Source organism: Arthrobacter sp. zg-Y1219, from assembly GCF_030125545.1.
Taxonomy (GTDB): Bacteria; Actinomycetota; Actinomycetes; order Actinomycetales; family Micrococcaceae; genus Arthrobacter_B.
In genome coordinates, this window is record NZ_JASKLY010000007.1 from 37127 (window position 1) to 53908 (window position 16782).

At 68.6% G+C, this 16782-nt stretch carries 17 protein-coding genes; 2 read left to right on the plus strand and 15 right to left on the minus strand.

Features of this window, described 5'->3' with window-relative positions:
* Window positions 1-17: 17 nt before the first annotated feature.
* The 8 genes from QNO00_RS03855 to clpS all read right to left on the minus strand — a co-directional run bounded on the left by QNO00_RS03855 (window position 18) and on the right by clpS (window position 6281).
* Window positions 18-1025, minus strand: a complete 1008-nt coding sequence (locus QNO00_RS03855) for a 3'-5' exonuclease (protein ID WP_284023689.1) — start codon at window positions 1023-1025, stop codon at window positions 18-20.
* A gap of 71 nt (window positions 1026-1096) precedes the next feature.
* Window positions 1097-1795, minus strand: a complete 699-nt coding sequence (locus QNO00_RS03860) for a DedA family protein (protein ID WP_284023690.1) — start codon at window positions 1793-1795, stop codon at window positions 1097-1099.
* A gap of 83 nt (window positions 1796-1878) precedes the next feature.
* Entirely contained in the window at window positions 1879-2508 is a 630-nt protein-coding gene (gene rdgB, locus QNO00_RS03865) for an RdgB/HAM1 family non-canonical purine NTP pyrophosphatase (protein ID WP_284023691.1), read from the minus strand.
* Window positions 2505-3290, minus strand: a complete 786-nt coding sequence (gene rph, locus QNO00_RS03870; RefSeq protein WP_231712144.1) for a ribonuclease PH — start codon at window positions 3288-3290, stop codon at window positions 2505-2507. The genes rdgB and rph overlap by 4 nt, the downstream gene beginning before the upstream one ends.
* A gap of 80 nt (window positions 3291-3370) precedes the next feature.
* The gene (locus QNO00_RS03875) at window positions 3371-4222 is read right to left on the minus strand and encodes an MBL fold metallo-hydrolase (protein ID WP_229965233.1); all 852 of its coding nucleotides are present in this window, start codon (window positions 4220-4222) and stop codon (window positions 3371-3373) included.
* Entirely contained in the window at window positions 4219-5289 is a 1071-nt protein-coding gene (gene murI, locus QNO00_RS03880) for a glutamate racemase (protein ID WP_229965232.1), read from the minus strand. The genes QNO00_RS03875 and murI overlap by 4 nt, the downstream gene beginning before the upstream one ends.
* Before the next feature lie 59 nt (window positions 5290-5348).
* A complete protein-coding gene (locus tag QNO00_RS03885; protein ID WP_284023692.1) occupies window positions 5349-5906 on the minus strand; it encodes a DUF2017 domain-containing protein in 558 nt (185 codons plus the stop codon).
* Window positions 5907-5972: 66 nt separating this feature from the next.
* The gene (gene clpS / locus QNO00_RS03890; protein WP_229965230.1) at window positions 5973-6281 is read right to left on the minus strand and encodes an ATP-dependent Clp protease adapter ClpS; all 309 of its coding nucleotides are present in this window, start codon (window positions 6279-6281) and stop codon (window positions 5973-5975) included.
* An 87-nt stretch (window positions 6282-6368) separates the two neighbouring features.
* On the opposite strand from clpS, the gene QNO00_RS03895 reads away from it, so the two are divergent.
* Window positions 6369-7694: a nicotinate phosphoribosyltransferase gene (locus QNO00_RS03895; protein WP_284023693.1), complete on the plus strand. Its 1326-nt coding sequence runs from the start codon at window positions 6369-6371 to the stop codon at window positions 7692-7694.
* Window positions 7695-7696: 2 nt separating this feature from the next.
* Window positions 7697-8320, plus strand: coding sequence for a nicotinamidase (locus QNO00_RS03900; protein WP_284023694.1), 624 nt, complete (start codon window positions 7697-7699; stop codon window positions 8318-8320).
* Window positions 8321-8552: 232 nt separating this feature from the next.
* Here the strand turns inward: QNO00_RS03900 and QNO00_RS03905 are convergent, their stop codons facing one another.
* The 7 genes from QNO00_RS03905 to QNO00_RS03935 form a co-directional block, all read right to left on the minus strand.
* Window positions 8553-10340: a DEAD/DEAH box helicase gene (locus QNO00_RS03905; RefSeq protein ID WP_229965228.1), complete on the minus strand. Its 1788-nt coding sequence runs from the start codon at window positions 10338-10340 to the stop codon at window positions 8553-8555.
* Window positions 10337-11764: an MFS transporter gene (locus tag QNO00_RS03910; RefSeq protein WP_284023695.1), complete on the minus strand. Its 1428-nt coding sequence runs from the start codon at window positions 11762-11764 to the stop codon at window positions 10337-10339. Before QNO00_RS03910 ends, QNO00_RS03905 begins: the two co-directional genes overlap by 4 nt.
* A gap of 13 nt (window positions 11765-11777) precedes the next feature.
* Window positions 11778-12080, minus strand: coding sequence for a DUF3039 domain-containing protein (locus QNO00_RS03915; protein WP_442860477.1), 303 nt, complete (start codon window positions 12078-12080; stop codon window positions 11778-11780).
* A gap of 57 nt (window positions 12081-12137) precedes the next feature.
* Window positions 12138-13712 (minus strand): transporter, encoded by a 1575-nt coding sequence (locus QNO00_RS03920; protein WP_284023697.1) that lies wholly within the window; start codon window positions 13710-13712, stop codon window positions 12138-12140.
* Complete coding sequence (locus QNO00_RS03925) at window positions 13694-14488, minus strand: ABC transporter ATP-binding protein (protein ID WP_284023698.1); 795 nt, start codon at window positions 14486-14488, stop codon at window positions 13694-13696. Before QNO00_RS03925 ends, QNO00_RS03920 begins: the two co-directional genes overlap by 19 nt.
* Window positions 14489-14633: 145 nt before the next feature.
* Window positions 14634-15746 carry an NADH:flavin oxidoreductase/NADH oxidase gene (locus QNO00_RS03930; protein ID WP_284023699.1) on the minus strand — a complete coding sequence of 371 codons (1113 nt, stop codon included), beginning with the start codon at window positions 15744-15746 and terminating at the stop codon, window positions 14634-14636.
* 11 nt (window positions 15747-15757) lie between these two features.
* Window positions 15758-16726, minus strand: a complete 969-nt coding sequence (locus tag QNO00_RS03935; protein ID WP_284023700.1) for a tetratricopeptide repeat protein — start codon at window positions 16724-16726, stop codon at window positions 15758-15760.
* Window positions 16727-16782 lie beyond the last annotated feature (56 nt).

Sequence of the window (16782 nt, forward strand, 5' to 3'; positions counted from 1 at the left end):
GGGAGCCGCCGCTGCGGCTATGCCCCGGTGCCGCCGGTGCCGCCGAGCATCTGCAGGAACTCGGCCTCGGAGAGCACCTCGATGCGCTGTCCCTTGCCGTGCAGGTCCAGAACCCGGCGTGCCTTGCCGGTCAGGACCCCGTTGCGCAGGTCTCCGGCCTCGAAGCCGTCGCCCATCACCAGCATCGTGGTGGCACGGGTGACGTTGGAGGCCGGGCGGGCGCCGAAGTCCGCGGCGGCGTTCTTGGCTGACTGGCGCGACATGCCCAGGTTTCCGCTGAAGACCACTGTGTGGCCGAAAAGCGGATGAGCGGCATCGGCCAGCGGATTGGGCGGCGGGTTGTCCCCTTCGGAGGGCCATCCCGACCAGCCGGTGGCCGCCGCCTTGGCCTCCGAGCCGGTGCCGCGTTCCAAGGCGGCGCGTGTTGCCTTCGAGAGGGTATCGATGCCCGGAAGATAGGCGTCGAGCCGGGACGGGACCATCCCCTGGAGCGCAAAAAAACCGGCCATGTCGGCGGCACCGCTGCGGCGGACAATGTCGAGCATGATCCCGGCGCAGGCGCGGGAGTCCTCCACGGCGTCGTGGTGGTTCAGCAGCGGCACACCGGCAGCCTCGGCCGCGAAGGGCAGCGAGTGGGACACCAGGCTGTAGGTGCGGCGGGAGTGCACCACCGAGCAGGTGTAGTCATAGGCCGGACCCGGCAAGCCGGAAACTTCCAGGGCGGAGCGGATCACGCCCATGTCGAAGGCTGCGTTGTGGGCCACCAGCAGGTCTCCGCCGATGAACGCTCCGATTTCCGGAAACAGCTCGCCGAAGCGCGGAGCTCCGGCCACCATGTCAGCTTCGATGCCGTGGATGCGGGTGTTGCGCCGGTCAAAGAAGTCGTGCCCCTGCGGCGGGCGCATGAGCCACGAGGCTTCCTCGACGACGACGCCGTCGCGCACCTTGACCAGCCCCACCGAACAGGGCGATCCCCGGAATCCGTTGGCCGTTTCGAAGTCTATGGCCGTGAATTCAATTCCCACGCGGTGTTCGGTTCCTTGCTGAAGATGGGGGCAAAACGGTGAAGATGCGGGTCAATCAGATGCGGTGGACGTTACTCGCCCTCGGCGGGCTCGGGCGGCAGGACGGACTTCTTCCGCCGGTGGGAGCGGACCTTGCTGGCCACGAACCAGACGGCCACCAGGACGCAGGCCACTATGACGATCTTCTGGAAGACGTCGGCATAGGCCTCCACGAGGTGCCAGCTCTCGCCAAGGTAGAACCCGGCGATGATGAAGATGGAGTTCCAGATGAGGCTTCCGGCAGTGGTCAGTCCCAGGAACTTCCAGACCGGCATCCGCTCGATGCCTGCCGGAATGGAAATCAGGCTGCGGAACAACGGGATCATCCGGCCAAAGAACACTGCCTTGTAGCCGTGCCGGTTGAACCAGGCCTCGACCTTGTCCACGTCTTCCAGGTCAACGAGGGGCACCTTGGAGACGAGGCGGCGCATCCGGTCCCGGCCCAGCCAGGCGCCCAGGCCGTACAGGGCCAGGGCGCCAACGACGGACCCGAGGGTGGTCCAGAACAGCGCGGCGACAATTGAGAAGTTTCCCTGGCTGGCGGTGAAGCCGGCCAGCGGCAGGATCACTTCGCTGGGCAGCGGCGGAAAGAGGTTTTCAATGGCGATGGCCAGGCCCGCACCGGGAGCCCCGATGGTCTCCATCATGTCAACGGCCCACTGCGCGATCCCTCCCAGCGCCGATCCGTCGGTACTGGCGGTGGCAACTGAGGCAAGAATCTGTGTAGTCATATTGCCCTCAATTCTGCCCTACGAATCGGCCCGGGCGGAAACCCGGGCCATCCGACGGGCCGCCGGGCAGTTCCCCGGGCTGCTCAGGCCAGGGCCTCCACGATCGCCGGCAGCAGGGCGCGGAACGCCTGCCCCCGGTGGCTGATGGCGTTCTTTTCCGCCGGCGCCAGCTCGGCGCAGCTGCGGTCCGAGCCTTCGGGCCGGAGCACCGGGTCGTAGCCGAAGCCGCCGGTTCCGCGCGGGGCTGGAAGCAGCGTCCCGCGCAGCTCTCCGCGCTCCACGGCTGCGGTGCCGTCCGGCAGCGCGAGCGCCGCGGCGCACACAAACGCCGCGCCCCGATGCTCCTCGGAAATGTCGGCCAGCTGGGCCAGCAGCAGCTCCAGGTTCGAGGCGTCGTCGCCGTGCCGTCCGGACCAGCGGGCGGAGAAGATCCCCGGGGCACCGCCCAGGACGTCCACGGCCAGCCCGGAATCGTCGGCAATCGCGGCCAGCCCGGTGGCCGCGGCCACGGCACGGGCCTTGAGCAGCGAGTTTTCCTCGAAGGTGACGCCGGTTTCGGCAACGTCGGGAACCCCGGCGGCGGCCGCGTCGATCACCTGGGTGTCGACGTCGAGCCCCTCGATCCGTCCGCGCAGCAGCTCACGCAGTTCCCGCAGCTTGCCCTGGTTGCGGGTGGCGAGGACCAGCCGGGCCTCTGCGGGAACCGGGCTCATGCCGACTCGCCCAGGGTGCTGCGCTGGATCTCCGCCAGCTCGGAGGTGCCCAGCAGTGCCAGGTCCAGCAGGGCATTGAGTTCATCGCGGTCAAACGGTGCGCCTTCGGCGGTGCCCTGGACCTCCACGAACTTGCCCGAACCGGTCACCACGACATTCATGTCGGTTTCGGCGCGGACATCTTCGACGTACGGCAGGTCCAGCATGGGCACGCCGTCGATGATGCCGACGCTGATGGCCGCCACGGTGTCCAGCAGGGGCTCCGCGTTGCGGGCGATGAGTTTGTTGTCCTTGGCCCAGGTCAGGGCATCGGCCAGCGCCACGTAGGCGCCGGTGATGGCGGCGGTGCGGGTGCCGCCGTCGGCCTGCAGCACGTCGCAGTCCAGCACGATGGTGTTTTCGCCCAGCGCCTTGGTGTCGATGATGGAGCGCAGCGAGCGGCCGATCAGCCGGGAAATCTCGTGGGTGCGCCCGCCGAGCTTGCCTTTGACCGATTCGCGGGCGTTGCGGGTGTTGGTGGCCCGGGGCAGCATGGCGTACTCGGCCGTGACCCAGCCCTTGCCCTCGCCCTTGAGCCAGCGCGGCACGCCAGGGGTCAGGGAGGCGGTGCACAGCACGCGTGTGTTGCCGAACTCGATCAGCGCGGAGCCTTCGGCCTGCTTGGACCAGCCGCGGGTGATGGTGATGCTGCGCAGCTGGTCAGGGGTGCGGCCGTCGGAGCGCACGACGGCGGAACCGGCGGCGGGCGTGGAAGAAACAGGGCTGTTTGCAGCGGTAGTCATGCGCCCAGTCTATCGGCCGGAACGGGGCACCCGCCGGGCGGGGCCGCCCGGCGTGCGGGTGGGACCGCCCGCGGAGCCGCTCAGCCTGCGGGCTGGACCCCGGGGTTGACGGCCAGCGGCGCGGCGAACGGGCTGCCGACGTCGTAGGAGACACCGGCGACGGCCACCGCCAGGTCACCGGCATAGGTTTCCCTGGCCTCGGCCACTGACGTGTTTGCGTCGTTCCAGACCGGCAGGTGGGTCAGGAGCAGACGGCGGGCGTGGGCTGCGGAGGCCGCGGCACCGGCACGCTTGCCGGTCAGGTGCACACCCTCGATGGCGTCGTCGCGGCCTTCATGGAAGGCGGCTTCGCAGAGGAAGACGTCGCTGTCACGGGCGGCTTCCTCCAGGCCGTCGCAGGAGTCGGTGTCTCCGGAGTACGCCAGCGTGTGCAGCACGGGCTTGCCGTCGGCGCCGATGCCGGTTGCCTCGATCCGCAGCGCATACGCCTCATCGGCCGGATGCCGGACCGGATAGGGCGTCACGGTGAACGGGCCGATGGTCACGGTTTCCCCGCCGGTCCAGTGCAGGAACTCGAAGTCCTCGTGCATGCCGGGATCGGTCGGCAGGCCGTAGGCCGTGGCCATCCGGTCAGCGGTGTCCTGCGGCCCCCAGACCTTGATCCGGTCCCGGTTCCAGCCGGCCGGGTCCCAGTGCACTGCCACGTGCAGGCCGCAGAGGTCCATGCAGTGGTCCGGATGAAGGTGGGTCAGCAGCACGGCGTCAATGTCGCGCAGGTCCATGTAGCGCTGCAGCGCGCCCATTGAGCCGTTGCCCAGGTCCAGCAGGATGCGCCAGTCACGGACGCCGTCGTTGGCGGTCACGAGATAGCAGGAGGCGGGCGACGCCGGGCCGGGAAAGGAGCCGCTGCAGCCCACGATGGTCAGTTTCATGGAGTGCCGTTCCGAAGGGCGCCGGGCGGCCTTCCGTGTTCGTTGTGGATGGAGCGGTCTGCGGGAGAACGGCGTCCGGAGCGGTCCGCGGTCACCATTTCCGGGGTGATCCGGGCCAGGCTGCCGGTGGGATAGTGCGCCGCGACGTTCTCGACGTGTTCAACGCTGAGGACCTCGGGGCCGAGGAAGCGGCGGGCGAGCAGCTCAAACGACGTCGAATCCCCCGTGGCCACGAAGTGGTGTTCGGGCGCTGTGGCGGCGGTGCGCTGCAGGTCGTGGGAGATCAGCGCCCGGTAGACGTCCTTGGCGGTTTCTTCTGCGCTGGACACCAGCGTCACGCCGTCGCCCATGACGTAGGAAATCACGCCGGTGAGCAGCGGGTAGTGGGTGCAGCCCAGCACCAGGGTGTCCACGTCCCGGGCCTTCAGGGGTGCCAGGTATTCTTCGGCGCTGGCCAGCAGGTCCGGGCCCGCCGTGACGCCGGCTTCGACGTACCGGACAAACGCCGGGCACGCCACCGAGGCGATCTCCAGATGGGGAGCGGCCGCGAAGGTGTCGTTGTAGGCCCGCGATCCGACGGTGGCCTCGGTGCCGATCACGCCGATCCGGCCGGACCGGGTGGCCGCGACGGCGCGGCGCACGGCGGGCTGGATCACTTCGATCACGGGAATGCCGTAGCGGCGGGTGTAACGCTCGCGGGCGTCCCGGAGCACTGCGGCCGAGGCGGTGTTGCAGGCGATGACCAGCAGCTTGACGCCGGAATCCACCAGTTCATCCATCACGCCCAGCGCGTTGGCCCGGACTTCGGCGATCGGAAGCGGGCCGTAGGGTCCGCGGGCGGTGTCGCCCACGTAAAGAATCGACTCATTGGGCAGCTGGTCAATGACCGCCCGGGCGACGGTAAGCCCTCCCACCCCGGAGTCGAAAATGCCGATGGGGGCGTCCGCATTGTTTTTCCGCGGCAGGCTGTCGTGCTGCGGCTGGCTGGCGCGCTTGCGCAGCGGTGTGCGCGGTGCGTCCTTCAGCGGTTCCGTCGTCAGTGAGGAACTATCCGGGTCAGAGCTCATAATGTATCGAGAATAGTCCCCCCGTCCCCCGGGGCGTACTCAACCGGACGTGCGCTTGATCACAGCAGCGAGCGGGTCATGGCCTGCATCAGGGTCTCCTGAAGCCAGGTGACAAAGTTGTAGACGAGGGCAAGGTAGCCGTCCACGTCCTGCGCCTGGGAGGGCTCGGTGATGTCGTGCAGCCGCTCGGCGTCTTCGTCGGTTTCCAGGTTCAGCCGGTCGGCGAGGACAAGCCGCACATCGTTGAGGGCACGGGCAAAGTACTGGGCCTGCTCACCGTTCAGGAGCAGCGGCTTGGACTCCAGCAGCAGGGCCGCGGCGCGCAGTGCTCCGGTCTTGTCTTCCCGCAGCGAGCGCTCGGTGAGGCGGCGGAATTCCAGGGCTTCGCCGTCGTCCCCCTGCACCCCGTCCGGCAGCAGCCGGCGCAGCGCGGAGTCTGACGGGACACGGGCACTGGTGTCCAACCCCACCATCGCGGCGAGCGGATCGGCGTCTGCCGGGGTGTCCGGCTCGAGCATGCCCAGCACGTCGTTGAACAGGCTGCGCAGCAGCTCCCGCTCCCCCGCATCCAGTGATGCCGAGATTCCCTTGCGGGTGGTTTTGAATCCGCTTGCCACGTCTGTCCTATCCGCCGGCCCGGGGCCGGTCTGTCCTGCTGGTGGTGCCTGCCTGCGTGCCGCGGGTCAGGGCTCGTCGGTCTTTTGGAACGTGGCCCACAGCCCGTAGGAGTGCATCGCCACGGTGTCCCGCTCCGCCGATTCGCGGGAGCCGGTGGCCACGACTGATTTTCCGTGCTCATGCACTTCCATCATCAGCTTGTTGGCCTTGGCTTCGGAGTACCCGAAGTAGCTGCGGAAAACGTAGCTGACGTAACTCATGAGGTTGACCGGGTCATTCCAGACGATCACCACCCAGGGCACGTCGCTGCTGACCATGGACTCCGTTTCAGCGCGCTCGAGTGTGTCGGTGCCGGGCGCAGTGCTCAAAGTCATGAGTCCAATTGTAGGTTGGCTCCCGGTGGCCAAACCGCCAGCGGAGGTCTTCTACTCAATAAGCGAACGGGGGATAGAGTTTTGACTGTGAACAGCCCTAACGCTTGGCGCCAGCCTAATGCCGCCCTGTATACAGACCATTACGAGTTGACCATGCTGCAGGCTGCCCTGCACTCGGGCACCGCCTCCCGCCGCTCGGTGTTTGAGGTCTTCGGCCGCCGGCTGCCCGACGGCCGCCGATACGGCGTCGTCGCCGGCACCGGCCGGATCCTCGAGGCACTGGCCGCCTTCCGGTTCGACGACGAACAGCTGGACTTCCTGGAACGCACCTCGGTGGTGGATGCGCCCACGCTGAAGTGGCTGGCCGATTTCCGCTTCTCCGGCAACATCTTCGGATACGCGGAAGGCGAGGCGTACTTCCCGCATTCGCCCATCCTGACCGTTGAATCGACCTTCGCCGAGGCCTGCATCCTGGAGACCCTCCTGCTGTCGGTCCTGAACCATGACAGCGCCATCGCGTCCGCGGCATCGCGGATGGTCAGCGCCGCCGGCGACCGTCCCTGCATTGAAATGGGATCGCGCCGCACGCACGAGGAGGCGGCAGTGGCCGCCGCCCGGGCTGCGATCATCGCCGGCTTCGATTCCACGTCGAACCTCGAAGCCGGGCGCCGCTACGGTTTGAAGACCGTGGGCACCGCCGCCCATTCCTTTACCCTGCTGCATGACACGGAGCCTGACGCCTTTGCGGCCCAGATCGGCTCGCTGGGTGTTGGCACGTCACTGCTGGTGGACACGTACGACGTCGAACAGGGCGTGCGCAACGCCGTCGCCGCCGCCGGTCCGGAACTTGGCGGGGTCCGGCTGGATTCCGGCGACCTGGTGGCCCAGGCCAAGTGGGTGCGCGAGCTGCTCGATGACCTGGGCAACACGAACACCCGGATCATGGTGACCTCGGACCTGGACGAATACGCCATCGCCGCCCTGGCCTCCGCCCCGGTGGACGCGTACGGCGTGGGAACGTCCCTGGTCACCGGTTCCGGTGCGCCCACGGCCGGAATGGTCTACAAGCTGGTCAGCCGCGAAGGGGACGACCACGAGTTTGTCTCGGTGGCCAAGGCCGCCAAGAACAAGGCGTCCCGCGGCGGACGCAAGTATGCGCTGCGCCGGCTCAATGAGCGCGGCACGGCCACCGCCGAGGTCATCGGCATCGGCCACCGGCCGGTCGATGACGGCAACGACCGCCCGCTGCTGGAGCAGTTTGTTGCCGACGGCGAAATCCTTCCCGGCTGGACCGGGGCTGAAGCCGTGGACCGGGCCGCCAAGCGGCATACCGCGTCCCTGGCTGAACTTCCAACCGCGGTGAACCGCCTGCAGCGCGGCGAACCGGTAATCCCCACCGAATACGAGGAGTGAGAATGACGCGTGCCCTGATTGTTGTCGACGTCCAGAACGACTTCTGCGAGGGAGGATCGCTCGCCGTTCCCGGCGGCACCGACACCGCCTCCGAAATCACCGACTACATCGAAACGACGCTGGGCCGTTACGACGTGGTGGCCGCCACCCAGGACTGGCACATTGAACCCGGCTCCCATTTCTCCGACACCCCCGACTACAAGAATTCCTGGCCCGTGCACTGCGTCGCCGGTTCCACCGGTGCCAGCCTGCATCCGGACCTGGACACCGAACACATCGATGCGTTTTTCCGCAAGGGACAGTACGAGGCGGCCTACTCCGGTTTCGAAGGGGTGCTCGCCCCCGAAGACGAAGTCCCCACCGGCGACCTGGATGCCGCGGCGGTTCCCCCGGACCCGGCCGAAACCGTCAGCCTCGATGACTGGCTGCGCGAGAACGACGTCGAGGAAGTGGTGATCGTGGGCCTGGCCGCCGATTACTGCGTCCGGGCCACGGCCTTGGACGCCATTGCCGCCGGCTACGACACGTTCGTCATTCCGGAGCTGTGCCGCGGAATCGACCGCGCCGAAACCCGGGCCGCCCTGACCGAGCTCGAAGACGCCGGAGTGGAGCTGCTGGACCTCTAGTCCGCCTTCCCCCCTGCTCTTCCCTTGCCCCTCCCCGAGATGGCAGAAGGTGGGGGGGGCCCCCGCGGGGGCGGGCACCGAGGGCCGATTGGGGGGGGGGGCTCCCCCCCTGCTGTCCCCTTGCCCCCCCCCGATTGGGCAGATGGTGCAGTCCCCAGCGCTGGGAACTGCACCTTCTGCCATTTCGCGGGCCTGACCTGGAGAAGCCCGGAATGGCCGACTCCCGGCAGCCTTACTTGCGGCCGATGAACCAGTCCTGCAGCTTCTTCAGCCGCTGGTTGAGCTGCTCCTCATTGGCCTGCGCCACGGGCGGCCCGCCGCAGATGCGGCGCAGCTCGCTGTGCACCATTCCGTGCGGCATGCCCGAGCGCGCCGACCAGGCGGACACGTTCTTCGCCAGCTGGCCGCGCAGCTCGGTCAGCTGCCGGTGGTCCATGACCGCCGGTGCCGGTTCGGGTTCGGGGGCTGCGGCAGCTTTGCGGCCGCGGCGGGACAGCTGTTCGTGCTGGCGCTGGCGCAGCAGCACACCCATCTGGTCCGCGTCCAGCAGCCCGGGGATGCCCAGGAAGTCCTGTTCCTCTTCGCTGCCGAGCTCGCCGCCGGTGCCGAATTCGCCGCCGTCGAAAAGAACCCGGTCAAAGGAGGCCTGGGATTCCAGGGCCTCGAACTTCTGCTTGGTGAGGGAGTCCGAGGCCTTTTCCTCCTTGTTGGCCGCTTCCATGAGGCTGTCCTCCAGCCCGAAGCCCTCCTCCTCGAGGTGGCTCTCCGGCCGGTCCAGGGCGTGGTCGCGCTCCATTTCCAGCTGGTTGGCCAGGGCCATCAGGTTGGGCACCGAAGGCAGGAAGACCGACGCCGTTTCCCCGCGTTTGCGGGCACGCACAAAACGGCCCACTGCCTGCGCGAAAAACAGCGGCGTTGCGGTGGAGGTGGCATACACGCCGACCGCCAGCCGCGGCACATCCACGCCTTCGGAGACCATCCGCACCGCGACCATCCAGCGCTGCTGCCCGGCGGAGAACTCGTCAATCTTGTCGGAGGCCTTGGCATCGTCGGAGAGGATCACGGTCGGAGACTCCCCCGTGATCTTCTTCAGGGTGCCGGCATAGGCCCGGGCGTCGTCGTGGTCAGTGGCAATGACCAGTCCGCCGGCGTCGGGCACCGCCCGCCGGACTTCGGTCAACCGCCGGTCGGCGGCGGCCAGGACGGCGGGAATCCACTCGCCCGTGGGATTCAGGGCGGTGCGCCAGGCCTGGGCGGTGATGTCCTTGGTGACCGATGCCTCGCCCAGCGAGGCCGCCATTTCGTCGCCGGCGCTGGTGCGCCAGCGCATGTTGCCGGAGTAGGCCATGAACATCACGGGACGGACCACGTGGTCGCGCAGGGCTTCGCCGTAGCCGTAGGTGTAGTCGGCCTTGGACCGGCGGATGCCGTCCCGGTCCTTCTCGTATTCAACGAACGGGATCGCCGCCGTATCCGACCGGAACGGGGTTCCCGTCAGTGAAAGCCGTTTCACCGCCGGTTCGAAGGCCTCCCTGATGCCGTCGCCCCAGGAGAGGGCGTCGCCGCCGTGGTGGATTTCGTCGAGGATCACCAGGGTGCGGGCGGCTTCGGTCTTCGCCCTGTGCAGCATGGGTTTGGACGCCACCTGGGCGTAGGTCACGGCAACACCAATGAAGCCGTCGCCGTGCCGTCCGTCCGCGTTCTTGAAATTGGGGTCCAGGGCCAGTCCCACCTTCGCGGCGGCGTCGGCCCACTGGCGCTTGAGGTGGTCGGTCGGTGCCACGACGGTGATCCGCTTGACGATCCCGCGGTCCACCAGCTCCGTGGCGACACGCAGGGCGAAGGTGGTCTTGCCGGCGCCGGGGGTAGCCACGGCGAGGAAGTCGTCGGCGTCGGACGCGAAGAACTTCTCGAGGGCTTCGGCCTGCCACTGGCGCAGCTTCGGGGCGGTGCCCCAGGCGGCTCGTTCCGGATAGGCGGGCGGCAGGGCCGGCCCACCAAAGAGGGTGTCGGGGCTCACGCTGTGAACGGCACCTTTCCTGTGTTCGGGGTAACTATTGCACTGCGCGCACCGGAGACAATCCCCACGCACGCAAAAATGGCCAGGACCAGCCACATGACGCTGAACACGCCGGACTGGCCGGAAGCGGCAGGGTTCTGCAGCAGGGCGAAAAGAATCCCTGCCACTGTGGTTCCTGCAACGGCTCCGACCTGGTCGGAAATTTGGAGGGACGCGGAATTGCGTCCCCGGTCCGCGGAAGTGGACAGCGCCAGCACCATCACAGAGGTGCTGGAGAGGGCCAGGCCCATGGCTGCTCCCGCGAAGGACCACACCACCACGATGACCCAGAAGGGCACTGACGGCGAGGTAAGCAGTCCGATTCCCCCCACTGCCGCAGCCAGCATGGTTGCGCCAATGACCAACAGTCGGTGACGGCGTCCGCCGGCACGCGCCTGCAGGAAAGAACCCACAGCCCAGCCTACCGCTCCTGCGGTCAATGCCAGTCCGGCAGTGGCCGGGTCCACACCGTGCGTCGCGAGCACCATGAGCGGCAGGAAGGCCTCCGCGGCGACAAATCCGGCGCTCAGCAGGCCGCGCGTGGCCACCACGCTGGGCAGGCCGCGCGCAAGCCGCAGCGTGCCCGCCGGCAGCAGCCTCCCCAGTGCGACGCCGGCTGCCGCGGCTCCCGCTGCGGCCACCGACCAGAGCAGCACTGAGGACGCCAAGGAAGCTGACGATGAGGCTGCTTCGTTGCCGGCCCACTGGGCGGCGAAGACCGCGGCGGCCAGCACGGTGCCCCACAGCGCGCGGCGCCGGCCCAGGGCCGGATCCAGGGCGGGATGATCGGGCGGTCCCAGGGAACGGACCCGCGGCCAAACCATGAGGCCGGCGACCAGCACAATGGGGATGACGGCGGCAAAGACCCAGCGCCAGCTCACGTACTGGGCCAGCAGCCCGGCGGCCAGGGGCCCGGCCATGGACGGCAGGATCCAGGCCGTGGCCAGCCAGCCGAAAAGCACCGGCTGCAGTGCCGCGGGATAGATCTCGCCGATGATCACGTAGACCGCCACGATCATGGCTCCGCCGCCGAGCCCGGACACCGCCCGGCCGGCGGTGACAATCCAAAACTCGCCGGCCAGGGCGGACAGCACCAGGCCGGCCGTCATCAGGGCCAGGCCGGCGGCCAGCGAGGGCAGCGGCCCCTGCACATCGCATCTGCTGCCGGCCACGACGGTGCCCAGCAGCGAGGCGGTCAGAAACATCGAGAACGCCAAGCCGTAGCCGGCACCGGCCGAGAGCTCCTCGGCGACCACGGGCATCGCCGTCGTCACCGCCATCGCTTCAAACGCGGAGCAGGTGATGATGGCTAGGATGCCCAGGGTCAGGGCGCGGTATGCGGCGGAAAGGGCGCCGGCGGGGCGCGGTGCAGCAGACGAACCCATGGACGGACCGGGACTATTTGCCGCCGTCCTTGGGCGCGCTCAGCCCTTCGTAAATTTCCTTGCAGGTGGGGCAGACGGGGAACTTCTTCGGATCCCGGCCCGGCGTCCAGACCTTGCCGCACAGGGCGATCACGGGTTCGCCGGAAAGCGCCGACTCCATGATCTTTTCCTTGCGGACGTAGTGGGAAAACCGCTCGCTGTCGCCGGGTTCTGTGTACTCACGCTGCTCTTCGCGCTCGATGACGGCGGTCGAACCGCCGCCGTCGTCCAGGCGCCGGGCAGGGTCATTTTCGAAAGGATCAGGAGGCAGACTCATGGTTTCCATCTTAGTACCCCAACAGGTTCCGAGGCCGGGCCGACTGACCGGGCCGGCTCATTTGTGAACCGAGACCGCACCCAGCATCTCCGGCCCGCGCCGGTCCAGCCACCGCCCGCCGATCCGGATTCCGGCCGCCAGCAGCCCTGCCCCGAGCAGCACACCGCCAATCAGGGTCAGCCAGTCCCAGAGCGGATTGTCGTTCAGCAGCGCCACGAGCGCCAGGACCAGCACGGGAAGCACAATCACGATCTGCGCCAGCATGCCCAGACCCTGCACGAGCATGCTGCGTCCGCCGGAACCCGGCGGAGTCTTGAATGCGTTCTCCCCCGGCAGCGGAACGTTGTAGGTATACCGCGCCGATACGACGGCGGACAGACCGAACCCGCCCAGGAGGACGGCCAGGGACACCCCGAGAAGCACCGGAATCAGGTCCGTTTCCCCAAGCACCAGACATGGCACCACTGCGGCCAGGATCGTCACCGGGAGCGCAAAAACGCCGCAGGCGATGACCCGCCCGGCCCGGTCCGCTGTGCCGGAAACGCCGGTGCTGATGTGCAGGGCAAAGGCCGTGTTGTCATACGAGACATCGGCGGAGATGCAGAAGGCGAGCAGGTAACCCAGCAGCGGTCCCGCGAACAGCAGCAGCGCCGGGCCGTTGCCCTCCTGCGTGCCGAGGAACACCAGCAGAATCACCAGCAGCGGGATGATCAGCAGGGACGCGCCGTAACGCGGGTCCCGGATCCAGTAGGTCAGCGACCGGGCGGCCACGGCACCGGTGGGCGTGGCCGGGAAAAGGGCAAAGAACCCAAGCTTTCCGCCCTTGCGCCGGGGACCGGCGTTGTGCGGCGGAGTGATCAGCGCCCGCACCAGCAGCAGTTTCCAGACCCAGACCAGCGCGGCCAGGAATACGACGGCGATGGCCAGTTTGGCGGCGGCCGTTCCCGGCTGGTTCAGCGCCACGTCGCCGGGCACCGCCCAGGCTGCACCCAGCGGCGTCCAGGACAGGGTACGGGCCAGCGACGGCAGGTAGTCCTGCGCACTGCTGATGCCCGAACTGATGCCGGCGATGATCGGGCCCAGCAGCATGAGGGGAATGATCGCCACCAGGCCGGAGATGTCCTTGAACCGGCGCGAAGAGGACAGCGATGTGCTCGCGGCGACCATTACCCGGGCTGCGATGAAGCATGTGAACACCGCGATGACGGCTGACACCACGCCTGCAGCCAGGGCCGCCGGGTTCCGCCACCAGACAGCGGCCGAGCCCAGCGCCGCCAGCAGCGTCATCGCGCCGGGGATGCCGATGAGCCCGCCCAGCGCCAGGCCGGCCAGGAGCTTGGGCAGGGGGACGGCGAAGGTCACAAAACGCGCCGGGTCCAGGGTCAGGTCCACACCGGTGGCCAGAATGGGTATCAGCGCCCACCCCAGCACGGCCACGGTGCCGGCGAGGACGGTTACGGTGCGGGCCAGCTCCGGCTCGCTGAAGCTCAAATAGAACAGGCCGCCAAACAGTAGGCCGAGCATGCCCAGGCCGTACAGCGCCCCGAAGACAAGTCCCACGATCTGCCACGGGCTCCGGCGCAGGGAGTTGCGCAGCAGGAGAAGCTTGAGCCTTAGGAGGTCCGCAACCATGGCAGGCCCTCCGAGCGGGTGCGTCCGCCCACCAGCTGCACAAAACGCTCTTCCAGGGTCTCGCCGCACCGGACCTCGTCCACGGTGCCGGCGGCGAGAAGGTTGCCGCCGGAAACCACCGCAACGTGGTCACACATGCGCTGGACCAGGTCCATTACGTGGCTGGAGACAATCACCGTGCCGCCGGAATCCACGTAGCCGGAGAGGATATCCCGGATATTTGCAGCGGAGACGGGGTCCACCGCTTCGAACGGCTCATCCAGCACCAGCAGCCGGGGCGCGTGGATCAGTGCCGAGGCGAGGGCGATTTTCTTGGTCATGCCGGCGGAGTAGTCCACCACGAGGGTGCCCGCGTCATTGGTCAGGTCCATGGCCTCGAGGAGATCCCGGACGCGCCCGGTGACGGTGTCGCGGTCCATGCCGCGCAGCAGGCCGGCATAGGTGACCAGCTGCTCGCCGGTGAGCCGGTCGAACAGCCGGACGCCGTCGGGCAGCACGCCCATCAGCCGCTTGGCCTTGAGCGGTTCGGCCCAGACATCCGTCCCGTGCACCCACACCTGTCCGTGCTCGGGGCGCAGCAGGCCGGTGGCCATGGACAGCAGGGTGGTCTTGCCCGCACCGTTGGGCCCCACCAGCCCGTAGAAGGACCCGGCAGGGACATCCAGGCTGATCCCGTTGACGGCGATCTTCTCGCCGAAGCGCTTGCCGAGGGCACGGACGGCCAGCGCCGGGGCGGCGGGAACCGCCGCGGTATTCGGAACCATGGACTCGGTCATGTCAGCACCACTTTCGTCATGATCCCCAAGGTACCTGCCGTTCGGCGGAGGCGGATCGGCCGCAAGGACCAGAATCCGGGCCCCCGTCCGGTTTCCGGCCGCCCTGACCACGTCCTGCGGACCAGACGCCGGGGTTTCGGTACGGTTAGGCCGGCCGCGCCCGCTCATACTGCGGCACCCAGGGAAGCTTGGCGTCCAGTTCGCCGGCCGCCCGCATCCACCAGTGCGGGTCCCGCAGCGCGGCCCGGGCGATCAGGACGGCGTCGGCGCGGCCGGCGCGGAGGATGTCCTCCGCCTCGGACGCCGTGCTGATCAGGCCGACGGCGGCGGTCGGAACACCGGCAGCCGCACGGATGTGCTCGGCAAATCCGGTCTGATATCCCGGTGCCACCGGAATACTGGCGTCGGGCACGGCTCCGCCGGTGGAGACATCCACCAGGTCGACGCCGCGGTCGCGGGCGGCGGCGGCCAGGCGCGCCGAGGTGTGTTTGTCGACGCCGCCGTCGGTCCAGTCCGTCGCGGAGATCCGCAGGAGCAGCGGCATCGACTCGGGGATGACCGCCCGAACCGCATCGACGACTTCCAGTGTCAGGCGGCTGCGGGCTTCCTCGGACCCGCCCCAGCCGTCGGTGCGGGTGTTGACCAACGGGGTCAGGAACTGGTGCAGCAGATACCCGTGCGCGGCGTGGATCTCGATGGTGTCGAACCCGGCCTCCACCGACCGCTCGGCGGCCTGCGCGAAGTCCGAAATCACCTGCCGGATGCCTGCGTCGTCCAGCATCTGCGGGGCGGCGTAGCGGCCAAAGGCATCGGCCGTGGGGCCCACGGTCCGCCATCCGCCGTCGGCCTCCGGAACACTGCCGCGCTGCTCGGCGAACGGAGCAAACGTGGAGGCCTTGCGCCCCGCATGAGCCAGCTGCACGCCGATCTTCGTGCCGGCGGCACCGTACCGATGGACGAAGTCCGTGATGCGCCGCCAGGCCGCCGTCTGCTCGGAGGTGTAGAGGCCGGTGTCCTGCGGGCTGATCCGCCCCTCGGGGCTGACCGCCGTGGCTTCGGTGATGATCAGCGCCGCTCCCCCGGCGGCGAAGGAACCCAGATGCATCAGATGCCAGTCGTTCGGCACTCCGGGTGCGGTCACGGGGTCGGCCGAGTACTGGCACATGGCGGCCACCCAGCCGCGGTGGGACAGCTCCAGGCCCCGCAGCGTCACGGGGTCGAACAGGCCGGGGTTCAGGGGCGCTGCGTGTTCACTCATGCCGCGGCCGCTTAGAAGAGGGCCCGGGCAAGGGCGGAACGTGCCTTGGTCACCCGGGGGTCCGTGGTGCCCACCACTTCGAACAGGTCCAGCAGGCGCAGCCGGGCCTTTTCCCGGTCGTCGCCGAAGACGCGGGCGATCAGCCGCACCACGCGGTTGAAGGCGTCCTCCACGTGGCCGCCGGTAATGTCCAGGTCGGCGACGGCCAGCTGGGCCTCGACGTCGTCGGGGTTCTCCGCCGCGTCGGTGCGCAGCTTCTCGGCGTCAGCGCCCTTGACCCGTGCCATGAGTTCCACCTGGGCCAGGCCCGCCTTGGCCTCGGCGTCGGCGGGCTGCTCCGCCAGCGCCTTGCGGTAGGCGGCGGCGGCGCCGTCGTAGTCCCCGGCAACGATCGCGTCGTAGGCTTCCTGGTGCAGCGGAGGCAGCGGAGCTTCTTCCGCCGGCTCCCCGGCACCGCCCTCGTTCAGGGTTCCGGTGACGCCGTTGGCCGCTGCCACCTGCAGCAGCTCGGCGATCAGGGCGCGGATCTGTTCCTCCGGCACCGCCCGGTCGAAGAGCGGCACCGGCTGGCCCTTAAGGACCGCTGAGACGGTGGGAACCGCCACGGCCTGGAAGGCCTGGGCGATCTGCGGATACGCCTCCACGTCCACCCGCCCCAGCAGCAGCTTGCCGTCCTGTTCCGTGACGACGCTCTGCAGCACCGCACTGACCTGGGCGGATTCGGGGCTGCGCGCCGAGTACAGGTCGATGATCACCGGAACCTGCTCGGACAGCTGGACCAGCTGGGGGAAGGTCTGCTCGGACACCTCAACGATGTACGGGCTTGCTGCCGGCTGGCCGGGACCGGGCCGGCCCGCCCGGTCGGAGCCCGCGGCTGCCGGCGGCGCCGTGGCTTTGGCCTTCAACCCGGAGAGGTCGACGGCGCCCCTCAGGTTCATCGTGGAAGCGGCCGGTGCGGGACGGTGGTTGGGAGTGCTCATGGCTTCACCTTATTACGCAGTCTCGGGTCACCGGCAACCCCGGTTTCCCTGATGGA